20 protein-coding genes are annotated in these 13,776 nt (G+C 71.0%); 8 read left to right on the top strand and 12 right to left on the bottom strand.

What is annotated here, in order from left to right; genetic code table 11:
* On the bottom strand, positions 1–738 hold the full coding sequence (locus tag FHS34_RS15450) for an HAD family hydrolase (protein WP_225817477.1): 738 nt from the start codon (positions 736–738) through the stop codon (positions 1–3).
* The gene (locus FHS34_RS15445) at positions 738–1,616 is read right to left on the bottom strand and encodes a winged helix-turn-helix domain-containing protein (RefSeq protein ID WP_184965453.1); all 879 of its coding nucleotides are present in this window, start codon (positions 1,614–1,616) and stop codon (positions 738–740) included. Before FHS34_RS15445 ends, FHS34_RS15450 begins: the two co-directional genes overlap by 1 nt.
* A 130-nt stretch (positions 1,617–1,746) precedes the next feature.
* Here FHS34_RS15445 and FHS34_RS15440 point away from each other — a divergent pair, with 130 nt between their 5' ends.
* Complete coding sequence (locus FHS34_RS15440; RefSeq protein ID WP_184965451.1) at positions 1,747–1,935, top strand: hypothetical protein; 189 nt, start codon at positions 1,747–1,749, stop codon at positions 1,933–1,935.
* On the opposite strand, the gene FHS34_RS15435 is transcribed toward FHS34_RS15440, so the two are convergent.
* Both FHS34_RS15435 and FHS34_RS15430 read right to left on the bottom strand, forming a co-directional pair.
* Positions 1,930–2,838 carry a winged helix-turn-helix domain-containing protein gene (locus FHS34_RS15435; RefSeq protein WP_184965449.1) on the bottom strand — a complete coding sequence of 303 codons (909 nt, stop codon included), beginning with the start codon at positions 2,836–2,838 and terminating at the stop codon, positions 1,930–1,932. The genes FHS34_RS15440 and FHS34_RS15435 overlap by 6 nt on opposite strands.
* A gap of 440 nt (positions 2,839–3,278) precedes the next feature.
* Entirely contained in the window at positions 3,279–3,872 is a 594-nt protein-coding gene (locus tag FHS34_RS15430) for an RsiG family protein (RefSeq protein WP_184965447.1), read from the bottom strand.
* Positions 3,873–4,031: 159 nt separating this feature from the next.
* Between FHS34_RS15430 and dtd the strand changes: the two genes are divergently transcribed.
* Positions 4,032–4,457 carry a D-aminoacyl-tRNA deacylase gene (gene dtd, locus FHS34_RS15425; RefSeq protein WP_184965445.1) on the top strand — a complete coding sequence of 142 codons (426 nt, stop codon included), beginning with the start codon at positions 4,032–4,034 and terminating at the stop codon, positions 4,455–4,457.
* Positions 4,458–4,577: 120 nt separating this feature from the next.
* Here the strand turns inward: dtd and ygfZ are convergent, their stop codons facing one another.
* The 4 genes from ygfZ to FHS34_RS15405 all read right to left on the bottom strand — a co-directional run bounded on the left by ygfZ (position 4,578) and on the right by FHS34_RS15405 (position 7,002).
* Positions 4,578–5,543: a CAF17-like 4Fe-4S cluster assembly/insertion protein YgfZ gene (ygfZ, locus tag FHS34_RS15420; protein WP_184965443.1), complete on the bottom strand. Its 966-nt coding sequence runs from the start codon at positions 5,541–5,543 to the stop codon at positions 4,578–4,580.
* Between the two features lie 9 nt (positions 5,544–5,552).
* Positions 5,553–5,990: a Fur family transcriptional regulator gene (locus tag FHS34_RS15415; RefSeq protein WP_184965441.1), complete on the bottom strand. Its 438-nt coding sequence runs from the start codon at positions 5,988–5,990 to the stop codon at positions 5,553–5,555.
* A 16-nt stretch (positions 5,991–6,006) separates the two neighbouring features.
* A complete protein-coding gene (locus FHS34_RS15410; protein WP_184965438.1) occupies positions 6,007–6,582 on the bottom strand; it encodes a heme-binding beta-barrel domain-containing protein in 576 nt (191 codons plus the stop codon).
* 210 nt (positions 6,583–6,792) lie between these two features.
* On the bottom strand, positions 6,793–7,002 hold the full coding sequence (locus FHS34_RS15405; RefSeq protein ID WP_184966391.1) for a hypothetical protein: 210 nt from the start codon (positions 7,000–7,002) through the stop codon (positions 6,793–6,795).
* 18 nt (positions 7,003–7,020) lie between these two features.
* Here FHS34_RS15405 and FHS34_RS15400 point away from each other — a divergent pair, with 18 nt between their 5' ends.
* On the top strand, positions 7,021–7,383 hold the full coding sequence (locus FHS34_RS15400) for a DsrE family protein (protein WP_184965436.1): 363 nt from the start codon (positions 7,021–7,023) through the stop codon (positions 7,381–7,383).
* Between the two features lie 16 nt (positions 7,384–7,399).
* On the opposite strand, the gene FHS34_RS15395 is transcribed toward FHS34_RS15400, so the two are convergent.
* Positions 7,400–7,663, bottom strand: coding sequence for a DUF3099 domain-containing protein (locus FHS34_RS15395; protein WP_184965434.1), 264 nt, complete (start codon positions 7,661–7,663; stop codon positions 7,400–7,402).
* A gap of 132 nt (positions 7,664–7,795) precedes the next feature.
* Between FHS34_RS15395 and FHS34_RS15390 the strand changes: the two genes are divergently transcribed.
* The 4 genes from FHS34_RS15390 (at position 7,796) to FHS34_RS15380 (ending at position 10,135) form a co-directional block, all read left to right on the top strand.
* A complete protein-coding gene (locus FHS34_RS15390; protein WP_184965433.1) occupies positions 7,796–8,533 on the top strand; it encodes an LmeA family phospholipid-binding protein in 738 nt (245 codons plus the stop codon).
* Positions 8,534–8,736: 203 nt separating this feature from the next.
* The gene (locus FHS34_RS44165) at positions 8,737–8,817 is read left to right on the top strand and encodes an Ms5788A family Cys-rich leader peptide (RefSeq protein ID WP_350751515.1); all 81 of its coding nucleotides are present in this window, start codon (positions 8,737–8,739) and stop codon (positions 8,815–8,817) included.
* A 129-nt stretch (positions 8,818–8,946) separates the two neighbouring features.
* A complete protein-coding gene (locus FHS34_RS15385) occupies positions 8,947–9,792 on the top strand; it encodes a sulfurtransferase (protein ID WP_184965431.1) in 846 nt (281 codons plus the stop codon).
* Positions 9,793–9,847: 55 nt separating this feature from the next.
* Positions 9,848–10,135, top strand: coding sequence for a DUF1416 domain-containing protein (locus FHS34_RS15380; protein ID WP_004986406.1), 288 nt, complete (start codon positions 9,848–9,850; stop codon positions 10,133–10,135).
* A gap of 122 nt (positions 10,136–10,257) precedes the next feature.
* Here FHS34_RS15380 and FHS34_RS15375 read toward each other — a convergent pair whose 3' ends face one another.
* Genes FHS34_RS15375 through FHS34_RS15365 form a run of 3 tightly spaced genes read right to left on the bottom strand, consistent with a single transcriptional unit; the run spans position 10,258 to position 12,747 of the window.
* The gene (locus FHS34_RS15375; RefSeq protein ID WP_184965429.1) at positions 10,258–11,580 is read right to left on the bottom strand and encodes a hypothetical protein; all 1,323 of its coding nucleotides are present in this window, start codon (positions 11,578–11,580) and stop codon (positions 10,258–10,260) included.
* A gap of 3 nt (positions 11,581–11,583) precedes the next feature.
* Positions 11,584–11,838 (bottom strand): MoaD/ThiS family protein, encoded by a 255-nt coding sequence (locus FHS34_RS15370; protein WP_184965427.1) that lies wholly within the window; start codon positions 11,836–11,838, stop codon positions 11,584–11,586.
* A 48-nt stretch (positions 11,839–11,886) separates the two neighbouring features.
* Positions 11,887–12,747, bottom strand: coding sequence for an alpha/beta hydrolase family protein (locus tag FHS34_RS15365; RefSeq protein WP_184965425.1), 861 nt, complete (start codon positions 12,745–12,747; stop codon positions 11,887–11,889).
* Positions 12,748–12,925: 178 nt separating this feature from the next.
* Between FHS34_RS15365 and FHS34_RS15360 the strand changes: the two genes are divergently transcribed.
* Positions 12,926–13,705: a response regulator transcription factor gene (locus FHS34_RS15360; RefSeq protein ID WP_184965423.1), complete on the top strand. Its 780-nt coding sequence runs from the start codon at positions 12,926–12,928 to the stop codon at positions 13,703–13,705.
* The last annotated feature ends 71 nt before the right edge of the window (positions 13,706–13,776 follow it).

Here is a 13,776-nt window from a genome sequence, read left to right as displayed (position 1 = left end):
TCACCGCTTGCGCAGGGCCAGGAGCAGGGGCTCCAGGGAGCCGGTCACGCACCCGGCTCCGGCCTCCCGCAAAAGCTTCCCCTTCCGTTCGTTACGCGCGTAGCCGAGGAACGGCACGCCGGCGTCGTTCGCGGCGGCGAGGTCGGAGGGCGAGTCGCCGATCATCAGGGCCGCCGAGGGCGCGGAGCCCATCGCGCTCAGGGCCCGGTTGAGGCAGTGCGGGTCGGGCTTGAGCAGGTGCAGGTCGGTCGTGCGGCCGTAGATGTGGGGGGCGAAGCAGGCGGTGAGGCCGCGGCCGTCCAGGTAGGCGCGGACCACCTTGGGCGAGTTGTTGGTGGTGATGGCCAGGCGGGAGCCGGTCGCGGTCCAGGTGCGTATCAGGGGGTCGGCGTAGGCGGTGGGCCACGCGGAGCCGGCGGCCTTCAGCTCCTCCTGGGTGAGACGCTCCTCCAACTCGGCCACGAGGTCGCTGCCGGGGCGCCGCAGGTCCACGGCGCGCAGCACCGCGTGCGGATCCAGCGCATCGTGCTCGGAGCCGCCGAGCAGGTCGTGCAGCCCGCGCCCGGCCAGCCAGTCCACCAGCTCGGCCGCCACCCGCTCCGCCTTGTGCCGCGCGAACAGACGGCAGATCGGTCCGTCGAAGTCCCACAGCACCACCCGGGCACCTTCGATCAGACTCCGAAGCCTGCCGATCTCGTTCGCGGTCTGTTCGGTCCGCGTCTTCGCATCAGAAGTCACTAGGAGAGTGTCAGGTCCGTCGTGATGGTTTCCCAGAGGGCGTCGAACCACTTCTGCGACTCCTCCACGAACGCGGCGTCCCGCTGCCCGGCCCGCCGCGCGAAGGAGAAGAGGAGGGATTCGGAGCCGAGGGTGTCGTACATCTCCAGCGTCCCGCTCTCGGTCGGCTCCTCCCGGCGCGTGACCATGTAGTACGCGTACAGCGCCTCCGTGCCGTTGAGCAGGTACAGCTTCGCCGGAGGGGTGAACGGCAGGGCCCGGAAGGTGACGTGCACGTCGATGTCGTGGGTGCCGCGCAGGGCCTGGAGGTTGTACTGGAGCACCTGGCCCTGGGCGTTGCGCATCGCCAGCCAGCGCTGGTGGACGGCGTCGTCGTCCCCCCGGGCGTCGACCGGGACGGGGAAGGCGAGGTTGATGTCCCGGGACGGGAGCAGGATCCGGGCGTCGATCCGCTCGGGCCGGATGCGTCCCTCGTGGATCAGGCGCAGCGGCTCGCCGAGGGCGGGGATCAGGCTCTGCGCGGTCAGGCAGACGGCGTCGATACGCACGTGGGACGCGGAGAACGCCTCGGTCAGCCGGGGGGCGAGGGCGACCATGGTCGGCTGCGGCTCGGCGCGCCCGGGGGCCGGCCCGGCGACCCGGGGCGGGCTGCCCTTGCTGACATCGCTGAGCAGGCCGTCCTCCTGCAGCGTCCGCAGGGCCTGGCGTACGGCGCCCCGCTCCACCCCGAACTCCTCGGCCAGCTCGGCCTGGGTCGGCAGGCGCTCGCCGGCCCGCAGGACGCCGGTGCGGATGCGTTCGCGCAGGGTGTCGGCGATCACCTGGGGCGCGAGCCTTCTGCTGCCGTTCACTGCCACGTTCTCCTGGGTCACGACCAAACGCTACAACCCCCTTCCATCTACCGGGAGTTGTCTGGAAGTTGTTTGTAATGCTTAGCCAAGTGGGGACAACTTAAACAGAGTTGGTTGCCAACTTGGTCAAGTTGGTGAACCGAAAGGGGGAACGTCCATGCCTGTTCTCGCGCTCCTCTCCGCCGTCCTGGTCGTCGGCTTCGAGCAGCTCGTCCAGTGGCGGTTCGGCGCGGCCGGGATCGTCGGCCTGCTGCTGCTCACCGTCGGCATCAAGGCGAAGAGCCCGGCCGTCAGCTCCGCCGGCGCGGTCCTGCTCGCGGTGCTCCTGGCCGGGCCCGCCCTATAGCGTCAGCACCAGATCCGAACTGATCGTCCCCCACAGCGCGTCGAACCACAGGTGCGACTGCTCCACGAACGCCGCGTCCCGCTCCCCGGCCCGCCGCTCGAAGGCGAACAGCATCGACCGGGTGCCGTCGGCGTCGTACAGCTCCACGTGCTCGTGCTCGATCTCCCGCTCACGGCGCCCCAGCGTGTAGTACGCGAACAGCGCCTCCACGCCGTTGACCAGGTACAGCTTCACCGGCGGGGTGAACGGCAGCGCCCGGAAGGAGACCCGTACGTCCATGCCGTGCGTGGTGCACAGCGCCAGCAGGTTCTGCCGCAGCACCATGCCCTGGGCGTTGCGCTGCGCCAGCCACCGCCGGTGCAGCAGGCCACCGTCGTCGGCGTCCACCGGTGCCGGGAAGGCGAGGTCGATGTTCCGGCCGGGCAGCAGCAGCCGGACGTCGATCTTGGCTGGTTTCAACCGTCCCGCGTGGATCTGTCGCAGCGGCTCGCCGATCGCCAGCGTGAGCGAGACCGAGGTCAGACAGAGCGCGTCGATCCGCACGTGCGGGGCGGCGAAGGCGGCGGCGATCCGCGGGGCCAGGCCCACCATGGTGGGCTCCGGCGGGGCCGCGGGCCCGGCCGGGGGGTGCCACGGCGCCGCACCGGCCGCCACCGTGGCGGGGCTGCCCTTGGAGACGTCGGTGAGCAGCCGCTCCGACTGCAGGATGCGCAGCGCCTGCCGCACGGCACCCCGCTCGACGCCGAACTCGTCGGCCAGCTTGGCCTGCGTGGGCATGCGCTCACCCGGCCGCAGCACCCCGGACCTGATCCGGCTGCGCAGTTCGTCGGCGATCTCGCGATGGGACGAACGGGACCGCTGTGACCTCGTCCGTCCACTGGCGGAGGCGTGCTCCGGGTCCACGATCGAACCCTACAACTTCCCGCCAACTTGCGGCAGTTCACCGACAGCTGGTTATGAGTCGCGTCCCGGCGGAGATAAGTACAGTGAAGTTGGTCGCCAACTTGAACAACATGGTCAAGCTTTCCTGTGGTTGGCCGACCGGGCTCCCTTCCGGAGGGGAGCCGGGAGTCCGGGCAGGGGACGGCCACCGGAGCGCACAGTCACAACTGAACATCCCGCACAGTCACAACTGAACACCGACAGCTGCATACGGACATCGCACAGCCACAACTGAACAGCTCGCTACGGATGCACAGCACGGATGTACAGCACGGAGGGACCATCGGCGCGATCGGCGCGGTCCGCGTGAACGGCGCGGCCGGCGCGATCGGCGCGTGCCGGAAGAAAGGAACCAGTGAAGGACAGGGCGTCGGCCTCACCGGGCGGCGCCCTTTCGTCCGTCACGTCAGCAGATCGTCCACCTGCGCCTCGCCCACCCGGTACCGGCGCGCGATCTCCCCGCTGCAGTCGTCGGCCGTACGCTGCAGCCGCTGCCGGCGCCGCGAGACCTCCTGCTCGTAACGCACCAGCCGCCCCAGGGCGGCGCTCAGTTCCAGGTCCGTCCGGGCCGTCAGGTCCGACAGCTCGACCTCGGCGAGCATCTCGGCGGCCAGCCGCCCGTACTCCTCGTTGTGCGGGGTGCCGAGCGTGACATGGCGGGCCGAGGAGCGCTGCCGGGCCGGGGCGTCCTGGAGGATCTCCGGGAGCCGGTCGACCACGGAGCCGTCCGCGGGCGCCGGCACGGACACCCGGCCGCGCCGGCCCAGCTCCGCGTGCAGGATGTCGATCCGGCCCTGCAGCAGCCGCCGCACATAGCTGAGGTCCGCCTCGTCACGCTGGGCGTCGCGGCGCAGCACCCGCAGCTCGGGCAGGCTCAGCCGGGCCAGGTCGTGCTCGGGAGGCTCGACGGGCAGCTTCGGGCCCGCGGTGCCGTCGGCGCGTTGCGCGGGCGGCCGGTGCGTCCCCAGCCGCCCGCTGGTACTCGGTGTGCTCATCTGCCTGTGACCGTCCCCTCGACCGGCGTGTGGAAGCATGGTGCCACCCCAACCGACCACAATGTGACCGAGTCCCCCCGAACGGCCCTAGATGGTGGGTAACAGATCCATATTGGGCCCCCCGTGGGCAGGCGCGGAGCACCGGGCATGATGGTCCGCATGCGTGCGGTGGTGCAGAGGGTGGACGGCGCGAGCGTCGTCGTGGACGGCGAGACGGTGGGCTCGATCGAGGGCGAGGGGCTGTGCGTCCTCGTCGGGGTGACCCATGAGGACACCAAGGAGAAGGCCGCGCAACTGGCCCGCAAGCTGTGGACGATCCGCATGCTGCACGACGAGAGGTCGTGCAGCGACATCGCCGCCCCGCTGCTGGTGATCAGCCAGTTCACCCTCTATGGCGACGCCCGCAAGGGCCGCCGCCCGACCTGGAACGCGGCGGCCCCGGGAGACGTGGCCGAGCCGCTCGTGGACGAGGTGGTGGCACAGCTGCGCGCCCTCGGCGCGACCGTGGCGACGGGCCGGTTCGGCGCGCAGATGCGGGTGTCGCTGACGAACGACGGCCCGTTCACGGTGCTGCTGGAGATCTAGCGGGCCACGAGCGGCACGCACCCCCGGCCACGCGGGCCACGAGCGGGACGGACCCACCGGCCACGCGGGCCACGAGCGGGACGGGTCCACCGGACCCGTCCCGGCAGGGCGTGCCCGACGCTACGGCTCGACCACGACCTCCTGCGCCGCCGCCGTCTCCCCGGCCATGAGCCGCGCGTCGACCGGCACGTTCCGCTTCACCAGCGCCAGGGCCACCGGGCCCAGCTCGTGATGCCGGGCCGACGTCGTCACGAAGCCGATCCTGCGGCCGTCCGGGCCCTCGTCCGCGACGCGGATCTCCGTGCCCGGCACCGGCAGATGGACCTCGCTGCCGTCGAGGTGGAGGAAGACCAGGCGGCGCGGTGGCTTGCCCAGGTTCTGGACGCGGGCGACCGTCTCCTGACCCCGGTAGCAGCCCTTCTGCAGATGCACGGCCGTGCCGATCCAGCCCAGCTCGTGCGGGATGGTCCGGTGGTCGGTCTCGAAGCCGAGGCGGGGGCGGTGGTGCTCCACGCGCAGCGCCTCGTGGGCGAGGAGGCCGGCCGCGGGACCGTGGGTCTCGGCGAAGGACTCCAGGTCGGCGCGGGGCAGGAACAGGTCGCGGCCGTACGCCGTCTCGCGCACGACGACGCCCTCGGGCACCTCGGCGATGGATCCGGCGGGCAGGTGCACGACCGCGTACCCGTCGGTCCGGTCGGCGACCTCCACCCGGTAGAAGAACTTCATCGACTCCAGGTACGCGATCAGCGCGTCCTGGGTGCCGGGCTCCACGTGCGCCCACACGGTCGTGCCGTCGTCCACGAGATACAGCGCGTGCTCGATGTGCCCGTGCGCGGAGAGGATCAGGGCCTCGGTGGCCTCTCCCACGGGGAGGTCGCTGACGTGCTGGGTGAGCAGCAGGTGCAGCCAGCTCAGCCGGTCCTCGCCGGTGACGGTGACGACACCGCGGTGCGAGAGGTCGACGAAGCCGGTGCCGTCGGCGAGGGCACGCTGCTCGCGGAACAGGTCGCCGTAATGGGCGGCGACACCTTCGTCCACGCCCTCGGCGGGGACGGCGCCGGGCAGGGACAGCAGTGGGCTCTTCATACGGCAAGCCTACGACGTGGTAGTTGAACTCTTCAGTGAGCAGTCCCGGCACCGGCCGAAGATCGCGAAGTGCTTCATGTCGGTGTCGAACCCGAACTGCCGGCGCAGCTTGGCCGTGAACTCCGCGGCCACCTCCATGTCCGCCTCGATGACGTCCTCGCAGTCCCGGCAGACCAGGTGCAGATGGTGGTGGCGGTCGGCCAGGTGGTAGGTGGGCGCGCCGTGCCCGAGGTGGGCGTGGCTGACCAGACCCAGCTCCTCCAGCAGCTCCAGCGTCCGGTAGACCGTGGAAATGTTGACCCCCGACGCCGTCTTCCTCACTTCCACGAGGATGTCGTCGGGGGTCGCGTGTTCGAGGGCGTCGACAGCTTCGAGCACAAGCTGCCGCTGCGGCGTCAGTCGGTAGCCGCGCTGCCTGAGGTCGCTCTTCCAGTCGGTGCTCACCACACCGACGAGTCTAGGACTACTTGAAGAAGGCGATGCCGTCGTCCGGCATGTCGTCCGGCAGGGCCTTGGCCCAGCGCTCGACGTCCTCGGGGGTGACGACCTTCTTGAGCTGGGCCGACATGTAGGGGCGCAGGGGGACCTCGGGGGTCTGCTTCTCCCCGACCCACATGAGGTCGCTCTTCACGTAGCCGTACAGCCGCTTGCCGCCGCTGTACGGCTGGGAGGCGGCGGTGCGGGCGACGGCGTCGGTCACCAGGTCGATCTGCGGCTTCTTGTCGGCCATCTCGCCGTACCAGATCTCGATGACACCGTCGTCGCGGGTCATCGTCACCTCGACCTTGCGGTCGGCGTCGATCCGCCAGAAGCCGGACTCCGTCTCCAGCGGGCGGACCTTGTTGCCGTTCTCGTCCAGCACCCAGGTGCGGGAGTGGTACTCCAGGAAGTCCCGGCCGTCGTGGCCGAAGGTGACCTCCTGCCCGAAGTTGCACTTCTCCGAGCCGGGGAAGTCGTGCACGCCCGCGCCGGCCCAGTTGCCGAGCAGGAAGGCGAGGGGGACGAGGTCCTTGTGCAGGTCGGACGGGATCTCGATCATGAGCGGAAGCTTTCCTGGTTCGGGGTCAGCGCTGGCCCTGGTACAGCTTCTTCACGGTCAGACCGGCGAAGGCGAGCACGCCGACGCAGACCAGGACCAGCAGGGTTTCGAAGAAGATCTCCACGGGTGCTCCTTGAGCGAGGGTGGGCATACGACAGAGCCGCAGCCCAGCTTACGCGGCCGGGGCCGGGGCCTCCCGGCGAGGTCCGCTCAGGTGACCAGCTCGGTCTGCCGGAACGGGACGGCGCCCACACCGCCCTTCCGGGACGGCGTGATCACGGCGGCGGTGCCGAACTGGAGCAGCTGGTTCCGGGTGCGGGTGCGGGTGCCGTCCGGGGTGCTCCAGCCGCGGGCCGCGACGCGGCTTCCTCGTCCGCGCCCCGCAGGCGACGCGTGGCATGCACATGCAGATGTAGCCAAGCGGATTACGATTCGGGTATGGCGAAGAAGCTCGTGATCAAGGTGACGGCGGGGGCGGACGCCCCCGAACGCTGCTCCCAGGCGTTCACGGTGGCCGCGGTGGCCGTGGCCAGCGGGGTGGAGGTCTCTCTGTGGCTCACCGGCGAGTCGTCCTGGTTCGCGCTGCCGGGCCGGGCCGCCGAGTTCGAGCTGCCCCACGCGGCCCCGCTGCCGGACCTGATCGAGTCGGTCCTGGCCGCCGGGCGCATCACGCTGTGCACGCAGTGCGCCGCCCGCCGGGAGATCACGGAGAAGGACGTCATCGAGGGCGTGCGGATCGCGGGCGCGCAGGTCTTCGTGCAGGAGGCGCTGGGGGACGAGACACAGGCGCTCGTCTACTGACCGCCCCGGAACGCGGTCACTGCCTCGGACGCTTCTTGCCGTCCAGCTCGTCCCACCACTCGTCCGACTGCGGGTCGCCGGAGGGGTCGTCCCACCAGCGGTCGTCCGGGCCCCGCCGGTTGGCGACCATCGCGGCGACCGGCGGGATGATCATGGCCACGACGCACAGCCCCACGGCGGCCGGCACGGACCAGATGCGCACGACCGCCCACGCCAGGACGAAGAGGCCGATGCAGGTCCCCATCATGGCGAAGTAGAGGTGCCGTCGCCGGGCGTACATGGTTCCAGGGTAGGGCCGGCGGCGCCTGTCACAACTGATCCACAATTTACGTTCGGCCGGGTCCCGCAGGGTTACCGTGGCGTATCCGTTCCGGACTCCTGAATCCGTCACCGACCCGGGGGAAACCACCTCATGCGAGCCCTGCGAATACTGCTGATCGTCGTCGTGATCCTGGGCGCGCTGTTCGTGGTCGTGGACCGGGTCGCGGTGCACTTCGCCGAGGGTGAGGCCGCGGACAAGCTGAAGTCGACGGAGAACCTGGCCTCGACCCCGGACGTGGACATCAAGGGCTTCCCCTTCCTCACCCAGGTCGCGGGCGGCTCCCTGGACGACGTCGAGGTCGGCATCGACGACTACGAGGCGGCGACGGGCAAGCCCGGCCAGACCATCCGGGTCGACAACCTCAAGGCCGACATGAAGGGCGTCGAGTTCTCCGGCGACTACAGCTCCGCCACCGCGGCCACCGCGACCGGCACCGCGATGGTCTCCTACGACGAGCTGCTGAAGACCGCCCGGTCCGAACCGACCGAGGTCGCCCCCGGGATCATGGCCAAGGTCGTCGGCCTCTCGGACGGCGGCAACGGGAAGATCAAGGTCGCGGTGGAGGGCACCGTGTCGGCGCTGGGGATCAAGCAGACGGTGTCCGTGCTCAGCTCGGTGACCGTGGTGAACGACAAGGTCGAGGTCCACGCGGACTCCCTGCCGAAGCTGGGCAGCGCCGCGATCGCCGAGGACCGCATCCGCACGATCACCGACTTCCAGCAGGCCATCGACCAGCTGCCCGGCGGCATCAAGCTGGACAAGGTGCAGGCCGCGCCGGACGGCGTGGAGATCAGCGTGAAGGGTTCCGGCGTGCGGCTGGCGGGGTAGGGACCGGTAAGAGCCGGTATGGACACCCGATGTCCGACTGGCGAGACGATCTCGTCCGCAGCGTAGATGCATGACCTGTCGAGCGCCCGGAGGTCCCGCGAGGGATGCCCGGGCGCTCTTTGCGTACCACCATTCGGACGATCGCATCTCGCCATATGACACACCGGTGACATGTCCGCCCGTACGTCCCTACGATCGAGGCCATGAAGCGACAGGCGGATCTCACGAAGCGGCGGGCAGTGGACCTGTGCCGCGTTGCCGCCATGCTCTGTCGCCCCTTCTGAGCGGAAGCTCCGGCTCCCGCGTCTCACCCCAGCCCTGTCGTCAGGGCACCCGTGCGCCGCTCGGCCACCGAGCACGCGCCCCTCTCTACTTCGCACGCCCCGCCGCGACTGCCCCGGAGGAGAAAGAGCATGAGCCGCAGCGACGTCCTGGTCGACGCCGACTGGCTGCAGGACCACCTGGACGACGAGAACATCGCCATCGTCGAGGTGGACGAGGACACGTCCGCCTACGAGAAGAACCACATCAAGAACGCGATCCGCATCGACTGGACCAAGGATCTCCAGGACCCGGTCCGCCGCGACTTCATCGACCAGGAGGGCTTCGAGAAGCTCCTGTCGAAGAAGGGCATCGCCAACGACACGCTGGTGATCCTCTACGGCGGCAACAACAACTGGTTCGCGTCGTACGCCTACTGGTACTTCAAGCTGTACGGCCACGAGAGCGTCAAGCTCCTCGACGGCGGCCGCAAGAAGTGGGAGCTGGACGCCCGCGAGCTGGTCGACGGCGACGACGTTCCCGAGCGCCCGGCCACCGACTACAAGGCCAAGCCGCAGGACGCCTCGATCCGCGCCTTCCGCGACGACGTCGTGGCGGCCATCGGCTCGCAGAACCTCGTCGACGTCCGCTCGCCCGACGAGTTCTCCGGCAAGCTGCTCGCGCCGGCCCACCTGCCGCAGGAGCAGTCGCAGCGCCCGGGGCACGTGCCGAGCGCCCGCAACATCCCGTGGTCGAAGAACGCCAACGACGACGGCACCTTCAAGTCGGACGAGGAGCTCAAGGAGCTCTACGCCGAGGAGAGCGTCGACCTGGCCAAGGACACGATCGCCTACTGCCGCATCGGTGAGCGCTCGGCCCTGACCTGGTTCGTGCTGCACGAGCTGCTCGGCGTGGAGAACGTCAAGAACTACGACGGCTCCTGGACCGAGTACGGCTCCCTCGTCGGCGTGCCGATCGAGCTCGGCGCGAACAAGTAAGCCCTCACCCACCCATCCGACCGACCTCCCGGTCAGACCCCTCTGGAGAAACAGCATGTGCGGAGCTAAGGCCGGCGGCCCGGACGCCTCGACGATCAAGCCCGGTGAGACCACGATCCAGGGCCAGGTGACCCGCGACGGCGAGCCGGTGACGGGCTACGTCCGTCTCCTCGACTCGACCGGCGAGTTCACCGCGGAGGTCCCCACCTCCGCGACCGGCCAGTTCCGCTTCTACGCGGCCGAGGGCACGTGGACCGTCCGGGCGCTGGTGCCCGGCGGCACCGCCGACCGCACGGTCGTCGCCCAGCAGGGCGGGCTCGCCGAGGTCGCGATCGCGGTCTGAGCGGGCCACGAGGGCTCAGTGACGAGCCGAAGGGCCGTATCCCCCGGGTTGGACGCCACTGGGGATACGGCCCTTCGGCTGTCTTGCCAATCCCCGCCCCCGCCGGAGGGGGGAGGCGGGGGTCAGCCCAGGGCCCGGCCCAGGATCCAGGCGACGGGGGCCGCCGCCGACAGGGGGAGGGCCACGCCCGCTGTGAAGTGGACGAAGCGGGAGGGGTAGTCGTAGCTCGCCACCCGGTGGCCGATGAGCGCGCAGACACCCGCCGCCGCGCCGATGGCGGCGCCCTTCGTGTCGTAGCCGGTCATCCCGCCCACGGCGATGCCCGCGCCCGCCGCGGCCAGCAGCGCGACCACGACCGACGCCGGGGTCGGCAGGGGCAGGGCCCGGGCGAGGACGGCGACCGCCACGGCCGCCGCGCCGACCGACACCGCGTGCGGGTCGGCGGCCAGGAAGCCCGTCGCCATGACCGCGAGCGCCGCGGAGGCGACCGTCGCCATCAGGCCGTACATGCGCTCGTCCGGGGAGGCGTGCGAGCGCAGCTGGAGGACCAGGGACAGCAGGACCCAGAGGCCGAGCGAACCGAGGATGGCCACCAGGGCGTGGTCGCGGCCGGCCGCCAGGACCGCCACGTCGGCCGTCAGCGCGCCCGCGAAGGCCAGCGCGATGCCCTGCCGGGCGGGCCACATGCCGTTCAGCCGGAACCAGCCCGCGGCCGTGACCGCCTGGAGCAGCACCAGCGGCACGACGAGGGCGTACGAGGCGACGGGCGCCGCCGCGGCCAGCAGCAGGCCCAGCAGCGCGGTGAGCGCGGCGGGCTGCATGCCCGGCTCGATGACCGGGGAGCGGCCCTCCAGGCGCGCCCGCTGGGCATCGGTGATCCGCGCGTTGCCGGCGATGGTGGCGGGGCCGTAGGCGGGCCCGGCGGAGTCACCGGCCGGTGCCGCCGGATGCGCCGGCTCCTCCGGTTCGGCCGCCGGCGCCGGTGCCGGAGCGGGTGCGTACGGCTCGGTGGCGTACGGCTCGGTGGCGTACGGCTCCGGCGCGTACGTCCCGTGCCCGTACGTCCCCGCCGGCTGCTGAGGCTGCTGGGACTGCTCCTGCTGGTACTGCTGAGGCCGCTGGAGGTGCTCCTGCCGGTACTGCGGCTGCTGGTGGTGCTCCTCCTGGAACTGCTGCGACTGGTACGGCTGCGGCTGGTACTGCTGCTCCTGAGGGGAGGGCTGCTGCTGGTACTGCTGCTGTTCCTGCCGCGGCAGGTATGCCGTCTCCGGCGCCTGCACCGGGGCGTGGGTCTGCGTCTCCCAGGTCTGGCCCTGCCACTGCTGGGTCAGCTCGGCGTCGTGGCCGGGCTGCTGCCCGTACTGCTGCTCATGGCCGGGCCAGTGCTGCTGCTGGTAGGGGTCGTAGCCCTCGTACGGGCCGCCCTGGTACGGCTGATCGGTCATCGCTCACCCTCCTGCGAACGGCGGGAGCACCTCGACCGTGCCGCCCTCGGCCAGCCGTACCGTCTCATGCGCGCGGGTCCCGACGGGGTCGCCGTCGACGAGGAAGGAGCAGCGCTGCAGCACGCGCGTGAGTTCACCGGGGTGGCGCTCGCGCACGGCGGCCAGCGCGCCGGCCAGCGTGTCCGCCTCGTACGGCTCCTCGGCGACCTGGGCCGCGGCCTTCGCGGCGGCCCAGTAGCGCACCGTGACCTTGGGCATCTCGATCCTCAATCGACGGCAGGGACGGTAAGTCTGTGTGGGCTCAGGCTAGCCCGCCGCCGACACCGCCCAGTCCCCGATCCGGGCCATCAGGGCGTCGTCCGCCGCGTGCTCCGCGTGGCCCATGCCCGGTTCGACCCAGAGTTCGCCGTGGTCGCCGGCCGCCTCGGCGAGCATCCGGGGATGGTCGAGCGGGAAGTAGCCGTCGCGGTCGCCGTGCACGAGGAGGAGCGGGGTCGGGGCCAGCCCGGGGACCGCCTCCACCGGCGACAGGGGCACCGGGTCCCAGTCGCGGTGGTGGATGCGGGTGCGCAGGCCGTAGCGGCTCACCAGGCGGCCCCCGGGGCGGGTGACCAGCCAGTGCAGGCGGCGCATGGGGGCCGTGCCCCGGTAGTACCAGCGGGCCGGCGAGCTCACCGAGACCACCGCGTCGACCGTGCCGGGGCGCAGGGCCGCGTGCCGCAGGACCACCGAGCCGCCCATGGAGAAGCCGACGGTGACCACGCGCGCATGCCCGAGGCCGCGGGCCCACTCGACGGCGGCGGCGAGGTCCAGCACCTCCTTGTCACCGACCGTGGACCGGCCGCCGGAGCGTCCGTGGCCGCGGAAGGAGAAGGTGACGACCGCGCCGTAACCGCGCAGTACGCCGGCCACCCGTCGTACGTGTGGCCGGTCCACGTCCCCGGTGAAGCCGTGGGCGATGACGAACACCAGGCCGCCGGAGGGGAAAGCGGAGGCTTCCGGAGCGGGCGATGCTGCTTCGTATACGACGGGGCCCGGATCGTATACGGAATCGACCGGAATTCCGTCCGCGGTGTGCAGGAACGTCCGTATAGGGCCCTGTCTGCCTGTCTCGCGATTCGGACGAACGGTGGAACGCGCCACATGACCTGCCGGACCGTTGCTCATGTGGGCTATTCTGCTGGGCAGAGGACTCGGGCAGCGTAGCCCCCGGGTCCTTTTGTGCTTTCGGAAGCGTTGTATACACAGTGGGAAACCTCAGGTGACCGCCGGTGTACGGGGCCCCGGGATCGCAGAGCAGTACCCGTCCGCACAGTCCTCGCAGGGACCGAGGAGGAACCGACGTATGAGTTCTCTGCTGCTCCTGACCAACGCCCTCCAGCCGTCGACGGAGGTCCTCCCGGCCCTCGGCCTGCTCCTGCACAACGTGCGGGTGGCCCCGGCGGAGGGGCCCGCCCTGGTCGACACCCCCGGTGCCGACGTGATCCTGGTGGACGGCCGGCGCGACCTGCCCCAGGTGCGCAGCCTCTGTCAGCTGCTGCGGTCCACCGGTCCCGGCTGTCCGCTGGTCCTCGTCGTCACGGAGGGCGGCCTCGCCGCCGTCACCGCCGACTGGGGCATCGACGACGTCCTCCTCGACACCGCGGGTCCCGCGGAGGTGGAGGCACGGCTGCGGCTCGCCATGGGCCGGCAGCAGATCGTCAACGACGACTCCCCCATGGAGATCCGCAACGGCGACCTGTCGGTGGACGAGGCGACCTACTCCGCCAAGCTCAAGGGCCGGGTCCTGGACCTGACCTTCAAGGAGTTCGAGCTGCTCAAATACCTCGCGCAGCACCCCGGCCGGGTCTTCACCCGTGCCCAGCTGCTGCAGGAGGTGTGGGGCTACGACTACTTCGGCGGCACCCGGACGGTCGACGTGCACGTACGGCGGCTGCGCGCCAAGCTCGGCCCGGAGCACGAGTCGCTGATCGGGACCGTCCGGAACGTCGGTTATCGATTCGTTACGCCTGAGAAGGCCGACCGGTCGGCCGAGGACGCCAAGGGCAGGTCCGGTCGGGCAAAGCGGGAGGATGCGGACGCATCCGCCGCCCCGGACGCCGCCGAGGTCCACGCGGAGGCGTAGCCGCGCGGGCGGTGCCCGGACGGGGCGGTCCGCTCGCCGGGCCGCCATGTGATACGCCCTGCCCAGAGGCG

It is taken from the genome of Streptomyces echinatus, assembly GCF_014203595.1.
Taxonomy (GTDB): domain Bacteria; phylum Actinomycetota; class Actinomycetes; order Streptomycetales; family Streptomycetaceae; genus Streptomyces; species Streptomyces echinatus.
This window is presented reverse-complemented; position numbering and strand designations above follow the sequence as displayed.